This is a genomic window from Pseudoalteromonas lipolytica (assembly GCF_001306915.1).
Lineage (GTDB): Bacteria > Pseudomonadota > Gammaproteobacteria > Enterobacterales > Alteromonadaceae > Pseudoalteromonas > Pseudoalteromonas simplex.
On the sequence record NZ_LJTC01000010.1, the window covers coordinates 149312 to 172692 of the forward strand.

The window sequence follows — 23381 nt, forward strand, 5'->3', positions numbered from 1 at the left end:
ATCGTACTACAGTGTAACCTGATTAATTTTAAGGTTGCACTGTATGCTCTCACTAACACAAACGAGGTTTATTCCCCATAAAGCGAGGTGTTACATTACGGACAATAAACGCTTATTTTTACCCCTTTTATTACTAATTTCTTTAGCGGTACCTGCAAGCCGAGAATTCACCCTACAAGCGCTAAGTGATGCTTTTTTTCAAGTATCTGTATTTGTTGCAGCCACCTTATTAATCTATTACTACCTTATTGATAAACTTCCTCAGTTACAGCTGAGCTATCTACGCGCTAAATCAGGTATTCTAGAGGTGAGTTTTGCCTCAATTTTAGGTGCTTTACCTGGCTGTGGGGGTGCCATTATTGTGGTAACCCAATTTACTAAAAAGCAGGCTAGCTTTGGCTCTGTTGTTGCTGTCTTAACCGCAACCATGGGTGATGCCGCCTTTTTACTTTTAGCAACCCGTCCGCTTGATGGCTTATTAATGATGTTAATAGGTGTTGCTGTAGGCGTTATTAGTGGTCAATTAGTTAATACATTTCATAGCCCAGATAAATTTCAGCCTGATGAGGCTAGCGAATACAACGAGCAGCCACAATGCCAACCAAAAGCGTTAAAGTTTAGCCGACCAGTATGGAAATTTGCTTTAGTACCGAGCTTGATTGTTGCTTTTGTTATCGCCACCAATACCGACTTAAGTGTATTTGGCAGTGGTATTAATGATGGCATTACTGTGTTTGGCTCAATCATGGCCCTGTTCACTGTGGTTGTGTGGGCACTGTCTTCTAAAGGCAGCAGTTATAAGCAAGTAACCAGTGAAGAAGCACCTTGCACACCTCCTTCAAAACTCACGAAAGTGTTAATGGACACGCACTTTGTTACGGCCTGGGTTGTTGCCAGTTTTATGCTGTTTGAAATTCTCGTTAACCTAGTTGGTGTTGATTTAACAGCGTGGTTTTCTGAGTATGCTTATCTTGCACCGCTGGTGGCTGTGGCTATTGGCTTATTACCCGGCTGCGGGCCACAAATCGTCGTGATGACACTCTATATTCAAGGTATTATTCCATTTAGTGCGATGGCAGCCAATGCAATTTCAAATGACGGCGATGCCCTATTCCCAGCTATCGCATTAGCGCCAAAAGCGGCCTTAATCGCGACGGTGTATTCAACAATTCCAGCGCTGTTACTCGGTTATGGGTTGTATTTTTACGGCATATAATCCTTAGCATTAAAAAAACCAGCCGAGGCTGGTTTTTTAATGCTTACTGATTTAGCTCATCGCCATCATCATTTTTGCAGGATCTTCTAAATAAGACTTCCATAAGTTATTGAAGCGTGCAATTGTTCCGCCATCAATAACTCGGTGGTCTCCAGACCAGCTTACTTGCATAATTGCTGCTGAAATCACATTACCTTGTGCATCAAAGCGAGGTAAATGCTGCAGTTTACCTAAAGCAACAATCGCTACCTCAGGTTTATTGATGATCGGGGTTGCAATTGTGCCGCCAATCGCACCGATGTTAGAAATGCTAATAGTGCCGCCTTTCAAATCATCCGGTGAAACACGACCATCACGTGCTGCTTCAGTTAAGCGGGTCACTTCGTTTGCAACATCTACGATACTCTTTGACTGGCATGATTTAATGTTTGGTACAAGTAAACCAATCTTAGAATCAACCGCCATACCGATGTTATGATCATCAAAGTAAGTTAGCTCGCTGCAATCATCATTTACTTGCGAGTTTAGTACTGGGAATTGCTTAATCGCTAACGACAGTGCTTTGATAAAGAACGGCATCATAGTGAGCTTAACACCCTGCTGCTTATACTGCTCTTTGAGCTCACTGCGCATTGCAATTAGTTTAGTGAGGTCAATTTCATCACAGAAAGTAAAGTGAGGAATTGTCGAAACTGAAGCAACCATTTGCTTAGCCATTGCCGCTTTAATGCCTTTAATAGGCTCTACGCGACTGCCACCAGAAGACACCACCGTTGATACAGGCTCTGCCGCTTTTTGCGCAGCTTGTTGTGATGCTGCTTGGCTTGGTGTTTCATTCAAGAAATCTTCGATATCTTGTTTGTAAATACGGCCATTTTTACCAGAGCCTGGCACTTGCGTTAAATCAACATCAAGTTCGCGGGCTTTACGACGAACAGCAGGTGAAGCAACCGCTTTCTTATTAAGTTGTTTGCTAGAGTTTGCCGAAGTCGCAGGCTTCTGCGAAGGTTTAGTTGCTGCATTTGTTTGTGCTTTAACTACCGCAGAACTTACATCTGGCTCTGCACTTTGGCCGGCAATGCTCATTTGGAATAATGGGCTGTGAACTGCAGCAATATCACCTTTTTGATAATAAAGCTTTTCAACTTTACCTGTGTATTTAGCCGGAATTTGCACCAATGCTTTGTCTGTCATTACATCACAAACAGCTTGGTCTTCAACGATTTCATCGCCTTCATTTACTAACCACTCAACGATTTCACACTCAACGATCCCTTCACCGATATCGGGTAATATGAAATCTTCTAAGTGCTCACCAGCCTCAGATGATGCTTCAGTTGCTGCAGGAGCTTGAACTTCTTCACTTTGTGTTGGTGCTTCGCCATCAACATCCATTGCAAATAATGGTGCATGTACTTTCGCAATATCCCCTTTTGCATAATAGAGCTTACTGATCACACCATCATGAACAGCAGGAATTTGCACAAGCGCCTTGTCGGTCATAACATCACAAATAGGCTGGTCTTCTTTTACAGAATCGCCTTCTGCAACTAACCATTCAACAATTTCACACTCTACGATGCCTTCGCCGATATCTGGCAAGATAAAATCTTTAGACATACTGACTCCTAAAACTCTACTGATTGCTTGATCGCAGCAAGCACTTTAAGTGCATCCGGTACATATTCTTTTTCAAGTGCTAATGGGTATGGCGTATCTAAACCACACACGCGAGTAATTGGCGATTCAAGGTGTAAGAAACACTCTTGTTGAATTGTTGCAACGATCTCTGCACCAAAACCATTCGTGATTGGTGCCTCGTGGCTTACCACTAAACGACCTGTTTTAGTCACTGATTTAGCAATGGTCTCAACATCCCATGGTAAAATGGTACGTAAGTCGATCACTTCACAGCTAATACCTTGCTCTGCAGCTTTTTTAGCGGCGTCTTCGATGATTTCCATCTGAGCACCCCAAGCAAGTACAGTGACATCAGTGCCTTCTTGAACGATTTCAGCTTTACCAAGCTCGATGCTGTAATCTTCTTCTGGCACTTCACCTGTTGAAGCACGGTATAAACGTTTCGGCTCAAAGAAAATAACAGGGTTATCATCTTTAATTGATGCACGAAGCAAACCTTTAGCTTGGTATGGGTTACGTGGCACAACTAACTTTAAACCAGGTGTGTGAGCAAAATAAGCTTCTGGTGATTGTGAGTGATATAAACCACCTGCAATACCACCACCGTATGGTGTACGGATTGTTAAATTGCCAACATTAAATTCATTACCACTACGGTAACGGAATTTAGCTGATTCATTCACGATTTGGTCAAATGCAGGGAAAATATAATCAGCAAATTGAATTTCAGCTAATGCAGGGGCACCGAACGCCGCTAAACCATTAGCAAAACCTAAAATACCTTGCTCAGTTAACGGAGTATTGAACACACGATGCTTACCATATTTTTCTTGTAAGCCAGATGTAGCGCGGAATACACCACCAAAATAACCAACGTCTTCACCAAAAATACATGCATTTGGATGCTCTGCCATGGTGATATCAAGGGCAGAGTTAATTGCATGAAGCATGTTCATTTTAGCCATTACTTTAATCTCCCTGCAGTTGTTGGATAAGCATCAGGATGCTGCAAAATGTGCTCTTTTAGTTCTTCATATTGTTTTTGCAGTGATGGGATTGGCTTATCATACACATCAGAAATAAGGTCTTCTAATGCTGGTTTTGCTACTTTTTCAGCGCGTTTAAGAGCCGCTAAAATTTCTTCACGAATTGTTTCTTTGTCTTTCGCGTCTTGCGCTTCATCTAACCAACCTTGTTTTAATAACCACTTACGGAAACGCTCGATTGGACAGCCTTTATGTTTTGCTTCTTCATCTTTTGTACGATAGCCACTAGGGTCGTCACTGGTTGAGTGAGCGCCAAGACGATAGGCAATCGATTCAATTAAAACAGGTTCACCTTTAGTCGTTGCAATTTCACGGGCTTTTTTAGTTGCTGCATAAACAGCAAGTGCATCAGCACCATCAACACGAATTGTTTTAATGCCATAGCCAACACCACGTGATGCAATACCATCACCTTTAAATTGCTCATCAGCAGGTGTAGAAATCGCATAACCATTGTTACGAGCAAAGAAAATTACCGGTGCTTCATGAACTGCGGCCATATTTAAACCAGCATGGAAATCACCTTCAGACGCAGCGCCTTCACCAAAGTAACAAATAGTGATGTTATCAATAGTGCTGTTTAACTCACCGGTTTGGGCATCAATATGACGAACTTTTTGACCATATGCATAACCTGTTGCTTGTGGAATTTGTGTACCAAGCGGTGATGAAATAGTCATGTAGTTAAGTTCGCGTGAGCCATAGTGAATTGGCATTTGGCGACCTTTACCCAAATCTTTTTCATTTGAGAACATTTGATTCATGAATTGGTCAAGGCTAAAACCACGATAACGTAAAGCTGCTTGCTCACGGTATTGGGCCATGATCATATCGTTTTGATCAAGCGCTGCAGCTGATGCTGTTACAGCCGCTTCTTCGCCTAGACATTGCATATAAAAGCTAACACGGCCTTGACGCTGTGCTGCTTGCATACGCTCATCAAGTGCTCTAATAAAACGCATTGTTTCATATAGACGGATTGCCGTTGCTTTGTCGATATCAGGTGCGGTTGCACCTTCGTAGATGTCGCCTTCCTCATTAAGAATACTTAATGTAGGGATCGTTAATGCGTGACCATCAATAAATGACAGTTCATGATTAATGTTTAGCGATACGTTATTTGGATTACTCATAACCTACCTTATTTCGTTGTCAGAAACCTACGCTACTGCCCTTAATTATATTTTTATCAGCATGAGCTGTAAGGATAAAGTTTGCGCAATATTCAATCTAATTAAATTAAACTGCCGTCACTTTACGTTAACGTAAGTTGTTATTCAACTAATCATAGACGAATAGATGACAAATGGCTAAAAACGCATGGAAAGTTAACTATACAACAAGATAAATTCTTTATAGTCATATAGTTAACTAAATTTAGATGGGTGTTAATGCAGAGATTTTAAATAAAGTTGCTATCAACTTGCATTGGAATAACGGTAAGCAAAGCGCGCTGACCTAAGGCTACATCAGCGTTTGGGAAGATAATAGCTTCACCGTCTACTTCCGCTTCATATCTGGTCTGACCATCAGTTGCCATTAATTCGCCCTTTGCGAAACCGGTGAAATTTTCCACATCATCAGCAAATGGAAAACTAAAGTCTTCGCAAGTACGGTTTATTGTTCTATATACAGAAAACAACTCGAAATCTTCTGCATTGAATTCTTTATATTCAATGGATTTTTGACTAATTAATGCAATTAAGGTTTGTTTGGTTTTCTCAAATCGCGACATGTCGTTTTCGCCAAATGGTTTTACTTGGCCAAGTTCTACCGTAAATGAGTCAGCTCCATGTACAAACGACGAGTAGTAACTGAAGGTAGTTGCCGCTGATTTCATCATTAATACCGTGTTTACGCCACAGCTAAGTAAAAATTGCAGTTGTGATTTTTTCCACGGTTTACCATGTAAGAAAGGATAGACTGCAAACTTTTCATTTTTAGAGCCACGAATTGCTGTGTGAAGATCATAATGAAAACGCTCACTGTCCTGGTTGCCTCTAGCAAAGAAATCAGTAACCACGTCTTCAAGTAGCTTTGCACGAACTCGCTCAGGGTTTGAAGCAATGCCTTCTACAGTATGATGACCATTAAACAAACGGTTTAAGTTTTCATCTACAAAACGCTTACCGATATTAATAGATTTAGGATTACCATAAATAAACAGTACACGCTGCTGCAAGGTAAGTTGTTCTGCAACGATTGACTTGATTAATTGATCGCAGATTTCAATTGGCGCAGTTTCGTTACCATGTACCGCACTTGACAGTACAATATCTTTGTTTGTCTGCTGCGCAGGTTGAAACTCAATGATACCCGTGTCGTGAACAGTGACATCAGTACCGTTTTCAAGGGTGAATGACGTTGGCTCAAGTGAAAATTCATTGTTACGAGTCAGGGTTAAAAAGTCGCCAGTACTTTTTAATTGTTCGAGATATAAAGGAGTTGAATAGCTCATTGTTCTATCCTAAAAATGCGTGAGAGTAGAATACAAAAACGGCTGAGAAACTCAGCCGTTTTAATAGGTAAAAGAGGAATTAGCTAATTACTGAATCAACCAGCTTTTTCGCTTCTTTTTCTAATAATGCTAAATGTTCTTCACCTTTGAATGATTCAAGGTAAATTTTATAGATGTCTTCAGTGCCAGATGGGCGTGCAGCAAACCAACCGTTTTCAGTAACAACTTTTAAACCGCCGATAGCAGCGTTATTACCAGGAGCATGGGTTAGTTTTTGCGTAATGGCATCACCCGCTAAGGTACTTGCAGTTACATCATCCGCTGATAACGCTTTTAAACGTGATTTTTGTTCTGCATTAGCTGGCGCATCAATACGTTTATAAATAGGCGCACCGAACTCTTGCTCAAGTTCTTTATAAAGCTGTGATGGTGTTTTACCTGTTACAGCTAAAATCTCTGCAGCAAGTAGACCTAAGATGAAACCATCTTTATCAGTGTTCCAAACTGTACCATCAAAGCGTAAGAATGACGCCCCTGCACTTTCTTCACCACCAAAAGCAAGGGTACCTTTGCTTAAGCCTTCAACAAACCATTTAAAGCCTACCGGTACTTCTTTTACTTCGCGGTTATTACGTGCAACCACTTTATCAATCATGCCGCTCGATACCAGCGTTTTACCAATTGCGACCTCTTTTGACCATTCGCGGTTATTTAATAAGTAGTCAATTGCAACTGCTAAAAAGTGATTTGGATTCATTAAGCCGTCAGGGGTAACAATACCATGGCGGTCATAATCAGGGTCGTTACCAATACCGATATCATAGTCATCTTTTAATGCAATAAGGTTTGTCATTGCATAAGGTGATGAACAATCCATACGGATTTTGCCGTCTTTATCTAAAGGCATGAACGAGAATGTTGGATCAACAGACTCATTTACGACCGTTAAGTCTAAATTATATTTTTCTGCAATGACTGGCCAAAAGTTGATGCCAGAGCCACCCAGTGGATCCACACCAATTTTGATTTTCGCATCGCTAATTGCTTTTAGATTAACGATATTAACTAAGTCATCAACATAAGGGGTAATTAAGTCTTGGTACTTAATAAAACCAGAACGTGATGCTTTAGCATACGGAAATAACTCAACTTCAACTAAGTCTTCTAAAAGTAATTGATTTGCTCTATCTTCAATCCACTTAGTAACATCAGTATCTGCAGGGCCACCATTTGGCGGGTTATATTTAAAACCACCGTCTTCTGGCGGGTTATGTGAAGGTGTTACCACAATACCATCAGCAAGTTCATTTGGATTTTCTTTGTTATGGCAAACAACAGCATGACTGATTACCGGCGTTGGCGTGTAATCGTCATTTTCTTGTGCAATGACTTGCACTTCGTTTGCAACAAGTACTTCAATAGCAGAGTTAAAAGCCGCTTCACTCAATGCATGTGTATCTTTACCTAAGAAAAGTGGGCCAAAAATATTGTTTTCTTTACGGTAATCACAAATTGCTTGAGTGATCGCTAAAATATGCGATTCATTAAATTTTACATCGAACGAACAACCACGATGGCCAGATGTACCAAAAGCAACACAATGCTCTGGGTTTTGTTCTAGGTCTGGTTCATTTAAGTAATAAGCCGAGATCAGTTTTGGTACATTCACTAAGCTTGATTGCGGTGCAGGTTTACCTGCATCTGGATGAATCGCCATATTATTTCCTTATGGATTATAAGTAATCACGAATTTTTTCTGCTTCATCTGCGCTGTAACCTAAGCACAGTGCTACTTCGTGAAGCATCATTTTTTTTCTGGTTGTATTTGAATTTGTCATCACCCAATACTCAGTATCAGTGATATTTTTTGGATTCATGCTGCTACCGCTCTCCAGAAGTGCTTCTTTGCTTGTGGCAAAATAAACTCGATCACGGCCTTTAATTTCAAGCACGTTAGCAAAATCTTTTTTATGCGTTCTATATAAAGCAGCAAGTATAAATAAGAATCGACCAACAACACCTTTTTGCATTGCCAGCTCTTCTTTGTTTAATACATTAAACACATTACCTTTCACTTGTGTCGATGCTGTGACAGTTTCTGCAGCCTCTTCAACATTTTCGTTGCTTGGTTCAGGGCTTGATTCTTGTTCTGCTTGTTCTTGTACTTCAACAACTGGGGTTTCTTGTTCAGTTTTAGTAGTTGTTTCAACTGGGGCATTGGTGCCATCAGAGAGGTTTAATAAACGACGCAAAATGGTTGATGCACTTTCACCAATACTTTGCGTGTTGCTTGCAATGTATTGATATAACTCGTCGTCTATGTCGATTTTTTTCATGTTATTCCTGTCTTTACGGGTCACATTTTAAAAGTTCTCAATGATTATACCTAAGCTCGCAGCAATTCTCTATGTTTTGCATTTTGTAATTTCACTAGGCAAAATACTGCCATTAAAATTAGGAGTTGAAAATGCTATTAAACTACCAACAAATGGGTCAAGGTTCAGACGTTGTATTGATCCACGGTTTGTTTGGCTCACTTGAAAACCTCAATGTAATCGCAAAAGCATTAGCTGAAAATTATCGTGTAACGAATATCGATTTACGTAACCACGGTAAATCATTCCATAGCGATACCATGAATTATCATGCTATGGCTAAAGATGTCAGTGAGTTACTTGAACATCTAACTATTAGTAAAGCGCACATCATAGGTCATTCAATGGGTGGCAAAGTGGCCATGCAATTAGCACTTAATCACCCTTCACTTATCGATAAGCTTGTCGTGTTAGATATTTCTCCTGTTGCTAATAACCCTCGCCACAGTGCCATTTTTGCAGGCCTAAACGAAGTTGCACAGTCTAATATCAAAGATAGAAAATCGGCTGATGAAATACTTGCCAAGCACATTGAGGAAATGGGCGTACGTCAATTTTTATTAAAAAGCTTTGCTAAAAATGATGAAGGTCACTATCAATGGCGCTTTAATTTAGCTGTTTTATACCAGCAATATGAAAATATTTTAGCGCAAGTTAGTGAAAATGATTCTTGTTTATGTGATACTTTGTTCATTAAAGGTAATGATTCTGACTACATTTTAGCAGAGCACCGCCCTGCTATTATGGCGTTGTTCCCTAATGCAAAAGCAAAAATTATTCATAGTGCTGGTCACTGGCTACATGCCCAAAAACCACTTGCTGTTAATAAAGCAATCAGCGATTTTTTAGCTCATTAATAGAGCTGATTAAATTCGCTGTTTTTGATCGTGCGCACTAAATTATTACAAATTTGTGTGATATAGTACGCGCCGTTTAATTTAAAGGTTTATACGTTGATGGTCAGTCAGTTAATTAACGAATTTGATACCTTAGGGTTGTATTTTGGCTTAGCCGGTATTTTCTTTTTTATTGGAATGGCAATTCAAGACGTCCTTAAAAAAGGTGATGTACCACGATTTGGCCGATACATCGTTTGGTTAGTGCTATTTTTAGGCTGTTCTGGGTTTATAGCGAAAGGACTTATTCAAGTCTTCTGGCAAGGCGCAGGTGTGGGCTAGACATGGCAAAGTCAGAAACAGATAGAACAACACCCGATTTATTTGAATACGAAAAGCGTCCAGGTAGGCCGAAAACAAATCCCCTACCTCGCGATATGCAATTAAAAGTAAATAAACGTAATCAAATAAAGCGAGATAAAGCACGTGGTTTAAAGCGTGTAGAATTTAAGGTTTCATCACAGTTATATCAAGCATTAAGCGATATGGCAGATGCGCAGAATATTAGCCGTAGCGCGTTGATTGAAACAATTTTACAAGAAAGATTGGCTATTGATAGATAGAAGGTTTTAAATCCATGTCAAGCGTAGGTATTTTTTTCGGAAGTGACACAGGCAATACTGAACACGTAGCTAAAATGATTCAAAAAGAATTAGGTAAAAAGCTTGTAGCTGTTCACGACATTGCAAAAAGTTCTAAAGAAGAGATTGCTGAATTCGATTTATTGTTATTCGGTATTCCAACTTGGTACTACGGTGAAGCTCAATGTGACTGGGATGATTTTTTCCCTGAATTAGAAGAAGTTGACTTCGAAGGTAAACTTGTTGCTATTTTCGGCTGCGGTGACCAAGAAGACTATGCAGAGTACTTCTTAGATGCAATGGGCATGATCAACGATATCGTTACTGAGCGTGGCGCAATCGTAGTGGGCCATTGGTCAACTGAAGGCTACGACTTTGAAGCTTCAAAAGCACTCGTAGATGACAGCAATTTTGTTGGCCTTGGTATTGATGAAGATCGTCAACCAGAGCTTACTGAAAAGCGTGTTAAAGACTGGTGTGCTCAGGTTTATGACGAAATGTGTTTAGCGGAACTTGCTGATTAATAACAAGTACTACTCGCATTTACTAGCTGATGTAAAGATGCACAACCAGTTCATTTTTGTTTGAAAAATCGGCAAATAGACGAATTGTTCTTTGCACTTAGTAACTAGGCACGTTATTCTAATAGTTGCTAATGTGTCGTGTGCATCTTGATGATGCCTAGTATAACTAAATAAAATTGAGACAGATTGAATGACTGATCACAACTTGGAATTAAAAAAAGCAGGGTTAAAAGTAACTCTGCCGCGTATTAAAATTTTAGAGATTCTGCAATCTCCAGACAACCAACACATCAGCGCTGAAGATGTCTATAAAATTCTTTTAGACAAAGGCGAAGAGATTGGTCTTGCAACTGTCTACCGTGTTCTTAACCAATTTGATGATGCAGGTATTGTATCTCGCCACCACTTCGAAGGCGGCAAGTCAGTATTTGAATTATCAGGTAGCACTCACCATGACCACTTAGTGTGCCTAAAATGTGGTAAGGTTGTTGAGTTTGAAGACGATACTATTGAACGTCGTCAAGAAGAAATCGCAACAGAGAATGGTATTAAACTGACTAACCACTCTCTTTACCTATATGGTGAATGTGAAGACACTGCTGCGTGTAAAGAATACGCTGAAACAAATAGCTAATTAGCTATTTGTTTCAGACATAAAAAAACCTGCTTTAAGCAGGTTTTTTTATGTCTATTTGAAATCGATTAGATGATTTCTAATAGCTCAACGTCAAAGATTAACGTTGAGAAAGGAGCGATTGCTGCACCAGCACCGCGCTCACCGTAAGCAAGTTCGTGTGGTACGTATAAACGCCACTTAGAACCAGTACCCATCATTTGCACTGCTTCAGTCCAACCTTTGATTACACCACCAACTGGGAATTCAGCTGGTTGACCACGCTCGTATGAGCTGTCAAATACTGTACCGTTGATTAGTGTACCATGGTAGTGTGCACGGATTGTTGAATCTGCAGTTGGTTTTTCACCATCGCCTGCAGTAAGTACTTCGTATTGAAGACCTGATTCAGTTACTGTTACTTCAGGACGTTTTGCATTTTCTTCTAAGAATGCAATACCTTCAGCTGCAAGAACTTTAGCTTCTTCTTCACGACGAGCTTGGATCTCAGCGTTGATTTTCTCAAAAGCTGCTTGAATTGCTGGGATTTCAACTTGGAAATCATTACCAGTGTATGCGTCTTTCATACCTTCAAATACAGAATTTAAGTTTAAACCTTCGAATGGATTCGCTTTTAATTGCTCACCCATTTGTAAACCAATACCGTAACTTGCTTTTTCAGCGTCTGTTGTAAAATTATCTGACATGTTTTAATTCACGTTTATTTAGTTAAAAGACGTGCTCATATTAACATAAAAAAACAACGAATATCGCCTAGTTTTACTGCGTTTGCTCAGTGTTTGCACTAATTCGCTGCTTTATTTTATCAATTACAAATGTCGCAACAGGTAATGTAGCGATCATCGAAGCAATAAAAAAGCCGCTCATTAAACCATCTTTGCCTAACATAATTAAAGGCACAGCAATAAGACCCACAGTAGAAATCACACATGCAGCAATGACAGGCCAATGCTTGTCGTATTTGCCAATAAGGTGCCCTACTAACACATTAAACCCAATACCATAAGCGATTGAAGATATTAGCCCGTAATCAGGCTGCGCATCATGGGCCATAGCTACAAGTACATTGATCCCGCTGTGATAAAAATAAGAAAAGATACACCAAAGCAGAACATGTTTAACAATGCGCATTAGTGTAGAAGAAGACTCGCTTGCTGACATTACTTATCTCCAGATAGCAAAAAACCGCCCTAAAGGCGGTTTTTCTAAATAATGGTGGAGAGATAGGGATTTGAACCCTAGAGGGGCTACAAACCCCTGCCGGTTTTCAAGACCGGTGCATTCGACCACTCTGCCATCTCTCCGTACGGCGCGCATAATAGTGTTTACTGCGTTCGTTGTAAAGCCTTAAATGTAAAAAACTTTAAAAAAGTATTTTTAATAGTACTGCTTCGGACGCTTTGCGATTAAAGAGCAAACTAAACAAACAATTAAACTAACAATTGCAAAACCTGAGCCCTGCACTATTACGTCAATTTTATTGAGGTTATAACTCGGTACAATAACTAATGCGAAGGCGGGTAAGCAGGTGATCGTTAAAACGTAGCAACAAATTTTAAAAGCGCGGCCGAAATCGAAACGTTTAGTGCTTTGCATCCACCATGTCAATAAAAGTAATACCACTACAGCAGACAAGCCAAGGTAATGAGGTTGTTTTGTAGACATGGCAACAAAAAATGTGACAACAGCGCCAACTAAGCCCCAAATTGACCAAGCGAACCAATTTTCTTTTTCACGTAAAAATAAGTTTCCCATTGTTCTCGTCTTCTTTATCGTTATTTTTTTAAGACTTTCCATACGTTAACAAAAAATAACCGATTAAAAAACACACTGAAGAAGAATTATTTCGTTTTTTGCATCCGTGCGCTTCTTACAGCTAAGCTAAATCTAAAAAAACTAACATAAGTAAGCTTAATAGTGTCTGACTGCTTAACTGCAAAAAAGTTCCTACTATTTATAAATTCTCAAAAAACGTCTCTGGCTTGTGTCTGATAGGTTTTTTAATGTCTATTTCTGGAGTACCTAAATAGAGGTAACCAACAATCTCATCTTGTTCTTTACAACCGAGTGCCGCTTTAACAGCTGGGCTTTGTGCAAAATAACCTGTGCGCCAAATACCCCCTAAACCTTGGGCGAATGCCGCTTGTTGCATTGCAAGTACAGCGCAGCCTGCACTTTGTACTTGTTCAATACGTGGCACTTTTGGGTTTTCAGTTACATCTGCAATGGCAATAATCATCATCGGAGATCGCAGCGGTAGTTCTTTAGCGCGCTCAATGGTTCTATCATCTTGGTTTTCAGCAACAGCGGCATGATGATAGATATCGCCTAATTTATTACGTGCATCGCCTTCAACGACAATAAATCGCCAAGGCGCAATACAGCCATGATCAGGCACTTTAATGGCCGCTCGCTTAATAATTTCAAGTTGTTCTGCAGTAGGTCCAGGTGCGATAAGGCGAGGATCTGATTGTCGAGTTTGTAATAGCGTTAAAGCGTCCATGAATATTCCGTAAATGCTTAAGTACGACGCCCCTTAATAATCGGGGCAGAAAACCCAAGCTTATCATTTATCTTTATGAGCAAGAAAGCTATTCGATACTTTTCTAGTTAACCAATAATCTAAACTAACGTAACGACCACCCCCTGTAAAAAATAAACTCAATAACATAACAAAATATATGGCAGAAAACTCAATACCATTATTTAAGATCACAGGTTTCCCTTTCGCATAAAGGTACTCTGTATAACCATGCGTTTCTAGCAACTCACGCATTTTGGTTAATCTTTCGCTGGCTTCATCAGAATTAACTAGGCTAGCTTCACTACCAGGTATTGCAAGCCAATTGAGTACTCTCGCTGGGCTGGTGCTGGCATCGGTAGGTGTTACAGCAAACCAGCCATTACTGGCATGTACTGTTGTCGCTGCAACCAGCATGGTGATCATCAAAGGAATTGCGGTTAAACGAGTAAATAAACCCAATAATATAAAGATCCCCCCTAAAAACTCAGTCCATGCAGCTAAAAAGGCCAATATAGAGGGCATGGGTAGGCCTAAACCCCAGTCACTATTTCCAAACCATGCAACAATATCTTCAGATGCTAAAAAGTATTGATAAAGATGAGTAACATCACCGCTTAAAGCAAGCTTATTAAAGCCTGCAATGATCATCACTGGGGCTAAAATCAAGCGAATTAATAGACTCGGTAGTCCATCTAAAAACTGCAGTTTCTTTAAGGTGTGTTGGTAAAGGGGTATTAGGTGTGTGTTCAACATAGCGGTCTCGTGACTAAATAGATTAATCACACAGACCGCACGTTTTCTAGTTTTCTTTCAATTAAATTTTACGAGCGACTTGTAACGCTTCAAAAATAGCACGTTTAGCATCGATAGCAGCAGCTAGTTTTGCGCCACCAATAACGTGTACTTTCGCGTTTTCGGTTTGATTGTCGAACGTTTCAGTATTTGACACCTGACCAATACAAGCAATCACAGTATCAACATCGAGAATTTGCTCTTCACCTTTTACCGTTATCTTCAAGCCTTGCTTATCAAAGCTTAGATATTGGCACTCAGCGATTTGTTTAACACCGTGTTGTTTGGCAACTTGACGGTGGATCCAACCCGTTGTTTTACCAAGTTCACTACCAAAACGCCCTGCACTTCGCTTAAGCATATAAATTTGGCGGTTGTCTTTTTCAGGCCTAGCTTCGCATTCAATACCCCATTGAGTTTTGAACTGCTCAATTGTTTGTCCTTTGTGTTCACTTAAAAAGGCAACCATATCAAAACCGATACCACCTGCACCTAGAATCGCAATTTTCTCACCGAGTTCTACTTCACCACGAATTACTTCATCATAAGCGAATACACGTTTGCCATCACCGCATTCTATTTTGGCTTCGCGCGGACGTACGCCTGTTGCAAAAACCACATCATCGTATTGATTGAGCATATTGTCAGTAAATTCAGTACCGAGCTGTAAATCGACATTTAAACGCTTTAATTCATTAGTAAAGTAGTTAAGGGTATGGTTAAAGTCTTCTTTACCCGGCACTTGCATGGCTAAATTAAATTGGCCACCCATTTGTTCTTTACGTTCAATTAAAGTCACTTTGTGACCTTTCGCTGCTAAGTAACAACTTGCAGCAAGGCCAGCAGGGCCAGCACCCACAACCAGAACTAATCGAGAAGATGGAGCTTTTTCAAGGCTGTAATCTAACTCAAAAGCCGCTTGTGGGTTAACCAAACAGGTGGCACGTTTATTTTTAAACACATGGTCTAAGCAACCCTGATTACAACCAATACAAATATTGATTTGTTCAGACTTATTATTAACGTATTTATTGAAAAACTCTGGATCTGCTAATAAAGGACGGGCCATCGAAATTAAATCAGACTCGCCTGCTTCTAAAATTCCATTGGCAATTTCCGGCGTGTTAATACGGTTAACCGCGATAACTGGCACTGATACTGTATCTTTTAAGCGTTTTGATGCTTCTTTAAATGCACCTGCTGGGACCATACTGGCAATCGTTGGTACACGAGCCTCGTGCCAACCAATACCGGTGTTAAAGATATCAACGCCAGCTTGTTCAAGTGCCAGGGCTTGTTGCTTTACTTCATCAGGCGATGATCCATTAGGAATTAAATCCATCACAGACAAACGAAATACAATAATGAACTTTTGACTTACTTTAGCGCGTACAGCTTTAACAATATCAACAGCCAAGCGCATACGGTTTTCTAGACTACCACCATAGTTGTCTGTTCTTTTATTGGTGTGGTTAGCCATGAATTCATTAATCAAATAACCTTCAGAACCCATGATTTCAACACCGTCATAACCTGCTTTTTCAGCCATTTTTGCTGAGTTAGCAAAGTCTTTGATGGTTTTTTTAATTGAACCTAACGACATTTCTTTAGGTTTATACGGATTAATAGGTGCCTGAATTGAGCTTGGCGCTTGATTGAATGGATGATACGCATAGCGACCTGCATGCAATAATTGTAAGCAAATTTTTCCGCCATGTTGATGCACTGCATCAGTATATGCTTTGTGTTTGATCACATCATAAAATGAATTAAATGTTGATGCGAACGGAGATAGCTTGCCACGAATATTTGGGCTGTAGCCACCTGTAATGATTAAACCCGTGCCGCCTTTGGCACGTGCCTCGTAGAATGCACGTAAGCGTTTGCGGTTATGCCAGCCTTCTTCTAAGCCAGTATGCATTGATCCCATAACCAAACGATTACGAAGTTCGGTATGCGGTAATTGTAATTTTTGTTCTAACATTGTGTGCCCCGTTAACTGGTCGAACCTCTATTTGAAATAGATTCTGCGGCAATAACTTAGAATAATCAACTTTTCACTGCTAATTAATCGGTAGCAAATTATCGTTTTAAACACTCTGTTACTATTTAACAGTTAATTTTAAAGTTATTCTAAGCTAAGATGAGTTCACTACTAAGCTGTACTGAATTAAGGATTTATTTTGCTAGCAAAGATATTTAAAGGCATTTGGACCGGGATTAATTTTTCCCGCCGTTTGGTCCTAAACATATTATTTCTATTACTAGTAATACTCTTCTTTGTTGCCATCACAGGTGAAGAAGACCAAGTAAAAGTAGCAGACGGAACCGTGCTACGCCTAAACTTAAATGGCCCTATTGTTGAAGAAAAAACCTATGTTGATCCTGTAGAAGCAGCAATCAACGATGCAACTATGGGTAAAGAAGCACCATCAGAAATTCTTCTTGATGATGTCATTGAAGTGATCAACCAAGCGACTAAAGATGATCGTATCAGTGTTATGCTTCTTGACCTACAAAAAATGCCAAGTGCACACATCAATAAGCTAAAACAAATAACGAAAGCAATTGATGCATTTAAAGAGGCAGGCAAGCAAGTTATTGCAACGGGCTACTACTATACACAAGCACAATATTATATTGCTGCCCATGCCAATGAAGTGTCTATGCACCCATATGGTGGTGTGAGCATTGAAGGCTATGGTATGTTCCCACTTTACTTCAAAGACGCGCTTGAAAAGTTAAAAGTGACTCAACATATTTTCCGTGTGGGTACTTATAAATCAGCGGTTGAACCATTTATTCGTAATGACATGTCAGATGCGGCAAAAGAAGCGAACAGCGTTTGGTTAACTGCACTTTGGAACGAGTACAAAACTGACGTTGCTGCGAGCCGTCCATTCGATGAAAGTAACTTCGATGAAGATATGGATGTTTACCTTGCAAAAATGCAAGCAGTTGACGGTAACTCAGGTCAGTACGCGTTAAATAATCAATGGGTTGATTCTTTAAAAACATCACAACAAATTCGCCAGCAACTTATTGAGTTAGTTGGTGCAGAAGAAACAGGTAAAACCTTTAAGCAAGTAAGCTTCCGTGAGTATTTATCTCTGGTAAAACCGCCTGTTGAGTTCGATAACCCAATTACTGAAAAAGTAGCTGTCGTTGTAGCTAAAGGCACCATAGTTGATGGTGAACGTAAAGCAGGTGAAATTGGTGGTGACTCAACAGCAGCCCTACTTCGTAAAGCGCGTCTTGATGACAAAGTGAAAGCCGTTGTACTACGCATCGATTCAGGTGGCGGTAGTATGTTTGCTTCTGAAGTTATCCGCGCTGAAGTATTAGCACTTAAGGCAGCAGGAAAACCGGTTATCGCATCAATGAGCTCAGTGGCTGCATCAGGTGGTTACTGGATTGCATCTGCAGCCAATGAAATTTGGGCAGCTCCTAGCACAATTACAGGTTCAATTGGTGTATTCGGTACTTTCATGACGTTTGAAAATACCATGGCTGAATTAGGTATTTACTCAGATGGTGTTGCAACAACTGACCTTGCTGGCTTCTCTATTGCACGCCCACTTGACGAGAAAATGTCAGACATCATTCAAATGAGCGTTGAAAATGCATATAAACGTTTTTTAAATGTAGTGGCTGAAGCACGTAACATGACGCCTGAGCAAGTTGATAAAATTGCCCAAGGCCGTGTATGGATTGCAACTCAAGCAAAAGAACTGGGTTTAGTTGATAAACTTGGCGATAAGCAAGATGCAATTAAGGCGGCAGCTGAGCTTGCTAAGCTTAATCATTATGATGTTAAGACCATCAAACAGTCATTAACACCACAAGAGCAAATGCTGCAAGATATCTTTGGCACCGCGGCTGTTAAGAGCTTCTTTGCTAAGTCTGATTCATCACAATCAGTACTCGCAACACAAGCTAACTTACAAAGCCTTATTAATCAGTTAAGTAGTGAGATCGATAATCTAAAAGATTACAACGATCCACAAGGCGTTTACGCTCGTTGTTTAGTGTGTAATGTAATTCAATAAGTTACTTAGCTAAGCGATTTTAGGTATACTAAGCCCAGTTATTTAACTGGGCTTTTTTTATGAAACGTAAACGTATATATATCGCCTATACGGGTGGTACTATCGGTATGAAAAAATCGAGCCGTGGCTATGTTCCGGCAGAAGGTTTTTTAACCGAAACAGTGGTCAATAATGCAGAGTTTAATCGTGATGAAATGCCTTTGTTTGATATTCACGAATATTGCCCGCTCATTGATTCTTCAGATATGTCCCCTGCCCACTGGCAATTAATTGCTGACGATATTAAGAGTAAATACCAAGACTATGATGGCTTTGTGGTTCTGCATGGTACCGATACTATGGCCTATACAGCTTCTGCTTTGTCTTTCATGTTCGAAAACCTGACAAAACCTGTGATTGTGACAGGCTCACAAATTCCATTGTCGCAACTTCGTTCTGATGGCCAAGTAAACTTACTTAATGCCATGTATTTAGCCGCAAATTACCCAATTGCTGAAGTAAGCCTGTTTTTTAATAACCAGTTATTCCGTGGTAACCGTGCAACAAAAGCCCATGCTGATGGCTTTGATGCCTTTGCATCACCGAACCTTGGACCATTAGCACTGTCAGGAATTAATATTCAACTTATTAAAGGGCAACTTAGCCCATATGTTGATAACGAACTACAGGTATCGAATATCACGCCACAACCTATTGGTGTGCTTTATCTTTATCCTGGGATCAGCCCAAAAGTGGTGAAAAGTCTAGTTAATGACGACATCAAAGCTCTTGTGTTATTAAGTTTTGGCGTGGGTAATGCCCCGCAAGATCCGGCGTTCTTAGACATACTTAATGATGCAAGTAAACGCGGTATGGTGATTGTTAATCTAACACAGTGCTTAAAAGGCCAAGTTAATATGGGCGGTTATGCAACCGGTAATGCCTTATTGAATTGTGGTGTGATCAGTGGCTACGATATGACATTAGAAGCCTGTTTGACCAAGTTACACTACTTATTTAGTCAAAAGCTGGAAGTAGAAACAATTCGTCACTTGATGCAAGACAACCTGCGCGGTGAGCTAAGTCGTTAATGCAGCAAATACAAAAAAGGCACCAATTGGTGCCTTTTTTATGCTTTTTGATAATTAACGAACTTTTTCGTCAATCTCAACTAAGTCTGTTAAGTGGCAAATCTCACCACTGTGAGTTTTAATACCATGCTCACCGAAGTAGTCACGTTGTGCTTGAACAAGGTGACCATTACTTGGTGTTGTTAACGTCGCAATGTAAGTTTGCGTTGCTGTTAACACTGGGAATGCAAGACCAGATGCAACTGCTGCACCCGTTACCTTACGTAATGCTGCTGATTCACGCTGCATAGAATCAATAAATTCTACACCTTCAGCGACATTGTCTAAGTAATCTGCACGGATGATACAACCTGCGCGCCACGTTTGTAGCGTTTTAGAAAGATCTACTTTCCACTGATGCGCACGAGATGCACCTTTGATAAGGGCTAAACCTTGACGGTAAGCAAGTAAACTTGCCAATGTGAATGCATCTTTTAGCTCTGCTAAGTCTAAATCAACGGTATCAGTTGCTTTAGCAGCGTAAGTCATTTCTTTAGCAGCATGCGTATCACACGTATTTGTTAAGTGACGTGCTTGAACAGCCGCAACGAGTGATGGCACTGCAATACCAAGCTCTAGAGCATTTTGTGCAGTCCATAAACCCGTGCCTTTCGCGCCAACTTTATTGTCGATTAAATCAACTAGCGGCTCGCCTTCTGTCGTTTCAAGGCTTAAGATATGGCTTGAAATTGACAGTAAGTAGCTATTTAAAGTGCCTTCAGACCATTCATTGAAAATGTCAGCCACTTCTTTTGGTGAACGATTAGTACCTAAACGTAATAGTTGATACATTTCTGCAATTAATTGCATTAACGCATATTCAATACCGTTATGAACCATTTTCACAAAGTGACCACTTGCAGATTGGCCTACACGTGCAAAACACGACTCACCTTTGTAGCTTGCCGCTACTTTTTCAAACCACGGCTCGACACGCTCCCAGCCGCCTTCTGAACCACTTGCCATCATTGCAGGACCGTGACGTGCGCCTTCTGCACCGCCAGAAATACCCATAGTGGCAAATTCAAATTTGTTTTGATATTTAAGTTTACGGCTAATGCCATCTTTGTAGTTACTGTTGCCGCAATCTACGATAATGTCATCACAGTCAACACCTGCTTCTGCAAGCTCTGTACATACTTTATCAACCAATTCACCAGCAGGAACTAAAAGAAGAATCGAACGAGGCGGCTCTAAGCGTCTAACCATATCATTTAAATCAGACACAATATGTAAACGGTCTGCCAAACCTAATGCTTTCGCACAGCTTAGTAACTCGGCACCCGCATCTGGGTTTTTATCGTAAGCTACTAATGTCAGCCCTTTTTCAATCAGGTTGAGGGCAAGATTTTTACCCATAACGCCTAACCCTACTAATGCAACTTGCATTTAGTGTCCTCCTCGGTAACAACTATTGGTTAGTTAATCAAAATAATTACGCGCGCATTATACCCAAGCAGCCCAAAAATGCGAGCTTGACAGCCAACTTGAGATAAATCATCGAAATCATGAAGCGACGTTGGCCCCCAGTATATCAAAATAACCAAGGCATCGGACCAGATTTTTATAATACCCTTTAAAAAGGTATGTGTATTGACGCTACCTGACACCGGTGTCATAATAACGTCATTCACACTTTGTATACTCTATAATTAATACAAAGAGCCAGATTCTCATAAGTAAAAACAATCATTTTTTACTTATGAGTTCTACATTGTGCTTATGTATAAGCCTATATTAAAGGTTTATAGCACGACATTTTAATAGATAACCATCAATTCGCTTAATATATTTGAGCGCACAGGAGAATTTGATGCTAAGACGCACAAAAATTGTTGCGACCCTTGGACCGGCAACCGATCGCGATAACAACCTAGAAAAAATTATTCGTGCAGGTGCAAATGTGGTTCGTTTGAACTTCTCACATGGCGTAGCACAAGATCATAAAGACCGCGCTGAAGCGGTACGCAGCATTGCTAAGCGTTTAGGCAAACACGTTGCTATCCTTGCAGACTTACAAGGTCCTAAAATTCGTGTATCAACCTTCAAAGACGGTAAAGTAAACCTAGAAGTTGGCGTAAAATTTACCCTTGATGCGAAAATGGAAAAAGGCCAAGGCGACGTTAATGCAGTAGGTATCGACTATAAAGAGCTACCTAACGACGTTAAAACAGGCGACTTACTGTTATTAAACGACGGTTTAATCCAATTAACGGTAGATAGCGTTGACGGTGACCTAGTGCACACAACTGTTACTGTTGGTGGCGTACTTTCAAATAACAAAGGTATCAACCGTTTAGGCGGTGGTTTAACAGCCCCTGCTTTCACTGATAAAGATAAAGAAGATTTAATCACAGCCACTGAGATTGGTGTTGATTATATTGCCGTTTCGTTCCCACGCAGTGGTGATGACATGCGTTATGTTCGCTCTTTAGCAGAAGCTGCTGGCTCAAACGCACAACTATTAGCAAAAATCGAACGTGCAGAAGCCGTTGAAACTGTTGAAGCAATTGATGATATCGTACTTGCTTCTGACGCAGTGATGGTTGCGCGTGGTGACTTAGGTGTTGAAATTGGTGATGCAGCGCTTGTTGGTAAACAAAAGCTTATCATTAGCCGTGCTCGTTCACTTAACCGTACTGTTGTTACTGCAACACAAATGATGGAATCTATGATCGATAACCCAATGCCAACACGTGCAGAGGTTATGGACGTAGCAAACGCCGTATTAGATGGTACTGATGCAGTTATGTTATCTGCTGAAACAGCCGCTGGTGACTACCCTGAAGAAACAGTAGCTACTATGGCTCGCGTTTGTTTAGGTGCTGAATCACAAAAAGAAACTCACGTTTCTAAACACCGTTTAGACAGCCGTTTTTCATCAAATGCTGAATCAATTGCATTATCTGCGATGTATGCAGCTAACCACTTAGATTCTGTTAAAGCTATTGTGACTCTGACTGAATCAGGTAGTACAGCTAAATTGATGTCACGCATCAGCTCTGGTTTACCAATTTATTCATTATCACGTCATCCAAGTACGCTGGGCCAAACAGCACTTTACCGTGGTGTTTATCCTGTATTCTTTGATTCAACGAAGTGTGAAGACGAAAGCATGGTACGTGATGCATTAAACACTCTTGTTGAGCAAGGCTCACTAGTAGCAGGTGATACTGTGATTTTAACTCACGGTGATGCAATGGAAACGATTGGTGCAACTAACACTATGAAGATTGTAACAGTTTAAACTATTACAAATTTTCATTAAAAAGGCGCAATTAATAATTGTAATGCCTGTCAGTTAAGAGCTGACAGGCATTTTTTGGGGCTTTCGTTCAGGGTATCGACTGGGTCTCTTTTTCACACATCTTGGATAATGTCTTTCTCTTCGCTCTGGCAGTACAAAGGTTTCAGCCATTGCAATAAGTTTATTTATTACGCTCGGTACTTTTCCTGCTGAGGTGTGAGGCAACATCATTAACTCCTTGATGATATAGCCAGAAGCATTGCTGTAACTGAGTTGATAAGGCCATATC

22 protein-coding genes, 1 tRNA gene and 1 pseudogene are annotated in these 23381 nt (G+C 40.3%); 9 read left to right on the forward strand and 15 right to left on the reverse strand.

The genetic code is table 11. From position 1 onward, the window contains the following. Nucleotides 1-43 precede the first annotated feature (43 nt). Nucleotides 44-1216: a putative manganese transporter gene (locus AOG27_RS15525; protein WP_054553920.1), complete on the forward strand. Its 1173-nt coding sequence runs from the start codon at nucleotides 44-46 to the stop codon at nucleotides 1214-1216. A 51-nt stretch (nucleotides 1217-1267) separates the two neighbouring features. Here the strand turns inward: AOG27_RS15525 and AOG27_RS15530 are convergent, their stop codons facing one another. From AOG27_RS15530 to seqA, 6 genes are all read right to left on the reverse strand, one after another. Further along, nucleotides 1268-2836, reverse strand: coding sequence for a dihydrolipoyllysine-residue acetyltransferase (locus AOG27_RS15530; RefSeq protein WP_054553921.1), 1569 nt, complete (start codon nucleotides 2834-2836; stop codon nucleotides 1268-1270). Between the two features lie 8 nt (nucleotides 2837-2844). Further along, on the reverse strand, nucleotides 2845-3822 hold the full coding sequence (locus AOG27_RS15535) for an alpha-ketoacid dehydrogenase subunit beta (RefSeq protein ID WP_054553922.1): 978 nt from the start codon (nucleotides 3820-3822) through the stop codon (nucleotides 2845-2847). Further along, a complete protein-coding gene (locus AOG27_RS15540; protein ID WP_054553923.1) occupies nucleotides 3822-5036 on the reverse strand; it encodes a thiamine pyrophosphate-dependent dehydrogenase E1 component subunit alpha in 1215 nt (404 codons plus the stop codon). The genes AOG27_RS15535 and AOG27_RS15540 overlap by 1 nt, the downstream gene beginning before the upstream one ends. Before the next feature lie 269 nt (nucleotides 5037-5305). Then, entirely contained in the window at nucleotides 5306-6361 is a 1056-nt protein-coding gene (astE, locus tag AOG27_RS15545; protein WP_054553924.1) for a succinylglutamate desuccinylase, read from the reverse strand. A gap of 79 nt (nucleotides 6362-6440) precedes the next feature. Beyond that, nucleotides 6441-8078, reverse strand: coding sequence for a phosphoglucomutase (alpha-D-glucose-1,6-bisphosphate-dependent) (gene pgm / locus AOG27_RS15550; RefSeq protein ID WP_054553925.1), 1638 nt, complete (start codon nucleotides 8076-8078; stop codon nucleotides 6441-6443). 16 nt (nucleotides 8079-8094) lie between these two features. Next, a complete protein-coding gene (gene seqA, locus AOG27_RS15555) occupies nucleotides 8095-8697 on the reverse strand; it encodes a replication initiation negative regulator SeqA (protein WP_054553926.1) in 603 nt (200 codons plus the stop codon). Nucleotides 8698-8828: 131 nt separating this feature from the next. Here seqA and AOG27_RS15560 point away from each other — a divergent pair, with 131 nt between their 5' ends. The 5 genes from AOG27_RS15560 to fur all read left to right on the forward strand — a co-directional run bounded on the left by AOG27_RS15560 (nucleotide 8829) and on the right by fur (nucleotide 11371). Next, nucleotides 8829-9593 carry an alpha/beta fold hydrolase gene (locus AOG27_RS15560; protein ID WP_054553927.1) on the forward strand — a complete coding sequence of 255 codons (765 nt, stop codon included), beginning with the start codon at nucleotides 8829-8831 and terminating at the stop codon, nucleotides 9591-9593. 99 nt (nucleotides 9594-9692) lie between these two features. Next, complete coding sequence (locus AOG27_RS15565) at nucleotides 9693-9914, forward strand: DUF2788 domain-containing protein (protein ID WP_036968243.1); 222 nt, start codon at nucleotides 9693-9695, stop codon at nucleotides 9912-9914. Between the two features lie 2 nt (nucleotides 9915-9916). Further along, the gene (gene ybfE / locus AOG27_RS15570; RefSeq protein ID WP_004586673.1) at nucleotides 9917-10195 is read left to right on the forward strand and encodes a LexA regulated protein; all 279 of its coding nucleotides are present in this window, start codon (nucleotides 9917-9919) and stop codon (nucleotides 10193-10195) included. A 14-nt stretch (nucleotides 10196-10209) separates the two neighbouring features. Continuing rightward, a complete protein-coding gene (gene fldA, locus AOG27_RS15575; RefSeq protein WP_054553928.1) occupies nucleotides 10210-10737 on the forward strand; it encodes a flavodoxin FldA in 528 nt (175 codons plus the stop codon). Nucleotides 10738-10927: 190 nt separating this feature from the next. After that, nucleotides 10928-11371, forward strand: coding sequence for a ferric iron uptake transcriptional regulator (gene fur / locus AOG27_RS15580; protein WP_054553929.1), 444 nt, complete (start codon nucleotides 10928-10930; stop codon nucleotides 11369-11371). A 68-nt stretch (nucleotides 11372-11439) separates the two neighbouring features. On the opposite strand, the gene AOG27_RS15585 is transcribed toward fur, so the two are convergent. The 7 genes from AOG27_RS15585 to AOG27_RS15615 all read right to left on the reverse strand — a co-directional run bounded on the left by AOG27_RS15585 (nucleotide 11440) and on the right by AOG27_RS15615 (nucleotide 16671). Beyond that, nucleotides 11440-12057 (reverse strand): FKBP-type peptidyl-prolyl cis-trans isomerase, encoded by a 618-nt coding sequence (locus AOG27_RS15585; protein ID WP_054553930.1) that lies wholly within the window; start codon nucleotides 12055-12057, stop codon nucleotides 11440-11442. Between the two features lie 73 nt (nucleotides 12058-12130). Next, nucleotides 12131-12532 (reverse strand): hypothetical protein, encoded by a 402-nt coding sequence (locus AOG27_RS15590; RefSeq protein ID WP_054553931.1) that lies wholly within the window; start codon nucleotides 12530-12532, stop codon nucleotides 12131-12133. 52 nt (nucleotides 12533-12584) lie between these two features. After that, nucleotides 12585-12675, reverse strand: a tRNA-Ser gene (locus AOG27_RS15595). 73 nt (nucleotides 12676-12748) lie between these two features. Next, on the reverse strand, nucleotides 12749-13126 hold the full coding sequence (locus AOG27_RS15600) for a hypothetical protein (RefSeq protein WP_054553932.1): 378 nt from the start codon (nucleotides 13124-13126) through the stop codon (nucleotides 12749-12751). A gap of 199 nt (nucleotides 13127-13325) precedes the next feature. Next, nucleotides 13326-13874 carry an NAD(P)H nitroreductase gene (locus AOG27_RS15605; RefSeq protein ID WP_054553933.1) on the reverse strand — a complete coding sequence of 183 codons (549 nt, stop codon included), beginning with the start codon at nucleotides 13872-13874 and terminating at the stop codon, nucleotides 13326-13328. A 63-nt stretch (nucleotides 13875-13937) separates the two neighbouring features. Continuing rightward, entirely contained in the window at nucleotides 13938-14648 is a 711-nt protein-coding gene (locus AOG27_RS15610) for a DoxX family protein (RefSeq protein ID WP_054553943.1), read from the reverse strand. A 61-nt stretch (nucleotides 14649-14709) separates the two neighbouring features. Then, nucleotides 14710-16671 (reverse strand): FAD-dependent oxidoreductase, encoded by a 1962-nt coding sequence (locus tag AOG27_RS15615; RefSeq protein ID WP_054553934.1) that lies wholly within the window; start codon nucleotides 16669-16671, stop codon nucleotides 14710-14712. Between the two features lie 199 nt (nucleotides 16672-16870). Between AOG27_RS15615 and sppA the strand changes: the two genes are divergently transcribed. Together sppA and ansA are read left to right on the forward strand one after the other, a co-directional pair. After that, nucleotides 16871-18736 carry a signal peptide peptidase SppA gene (gene sppA, locus AOG27_RS15620; protein WP_054553935.1) on the forward strand — a complete coding sequence of 622 codons (1866 nt, stop codon included), beginning with the start codon at nucleotides 16871-16873 and terminating at the stop codon, nucleotides 18734-18736. A gap of 59 nt (nucleotides 18737-18795) precedes the next feature. Next, complete coding sequence (gene ansA / locus AOG27_RS15625; RefSeq protein WP_054553936.1) at nucleotides 18796-19806, forward strand: asparaginase; 1011 nt, start codon at nucleotides 18796-18798, stop codon at nucleotides 19804-19806. A gap of 54 nt (nucleotides 19807-19860) precedes the next feature. Here ansA and gndA read toward each other — a convergent pair whose 3' ends face one another. Beyond that, nucleotides 19861-21234 carry an NADP-dependent phosphogluconate dehydrogenase gene (gene gndA, locus AOG27_RS15630; RefSeq protein WP_054553937.1) on the reverse strand — a complete coding sequence of 458 codons (1374 nt, stop codon included), beginning with the start codon at nucleotides 21232-21234 and terminating at the stop codon, nucleotides 19861-19863. Nucleotides 21235-21658: 424 nt separating this feature from the next. On the opposite strand from gndA, the gene pyk reads away from it, so the two are divergent. Then, nucleotides 21659-23092, forward strand: coding sequence for a pyruvate kinase (gene pyk, locus AOG27_RS15640; RefSeq protein ID WP_054553939.1), 1434 nt, complete (start codon nucleotides 21659-21661; stop codon nucleotides 23090-23092). A gap of 54 nt (nucleotides 23093-23146) precedes the next feature. Here the strand turns inward: pyk and AOG27_RS21750 are convergent. Further along, nucleotides 23147-23381, reverse strand: a pseudogene (locus AOG27_RS21750) (IS4 family transposase); the annotation flags it as partial.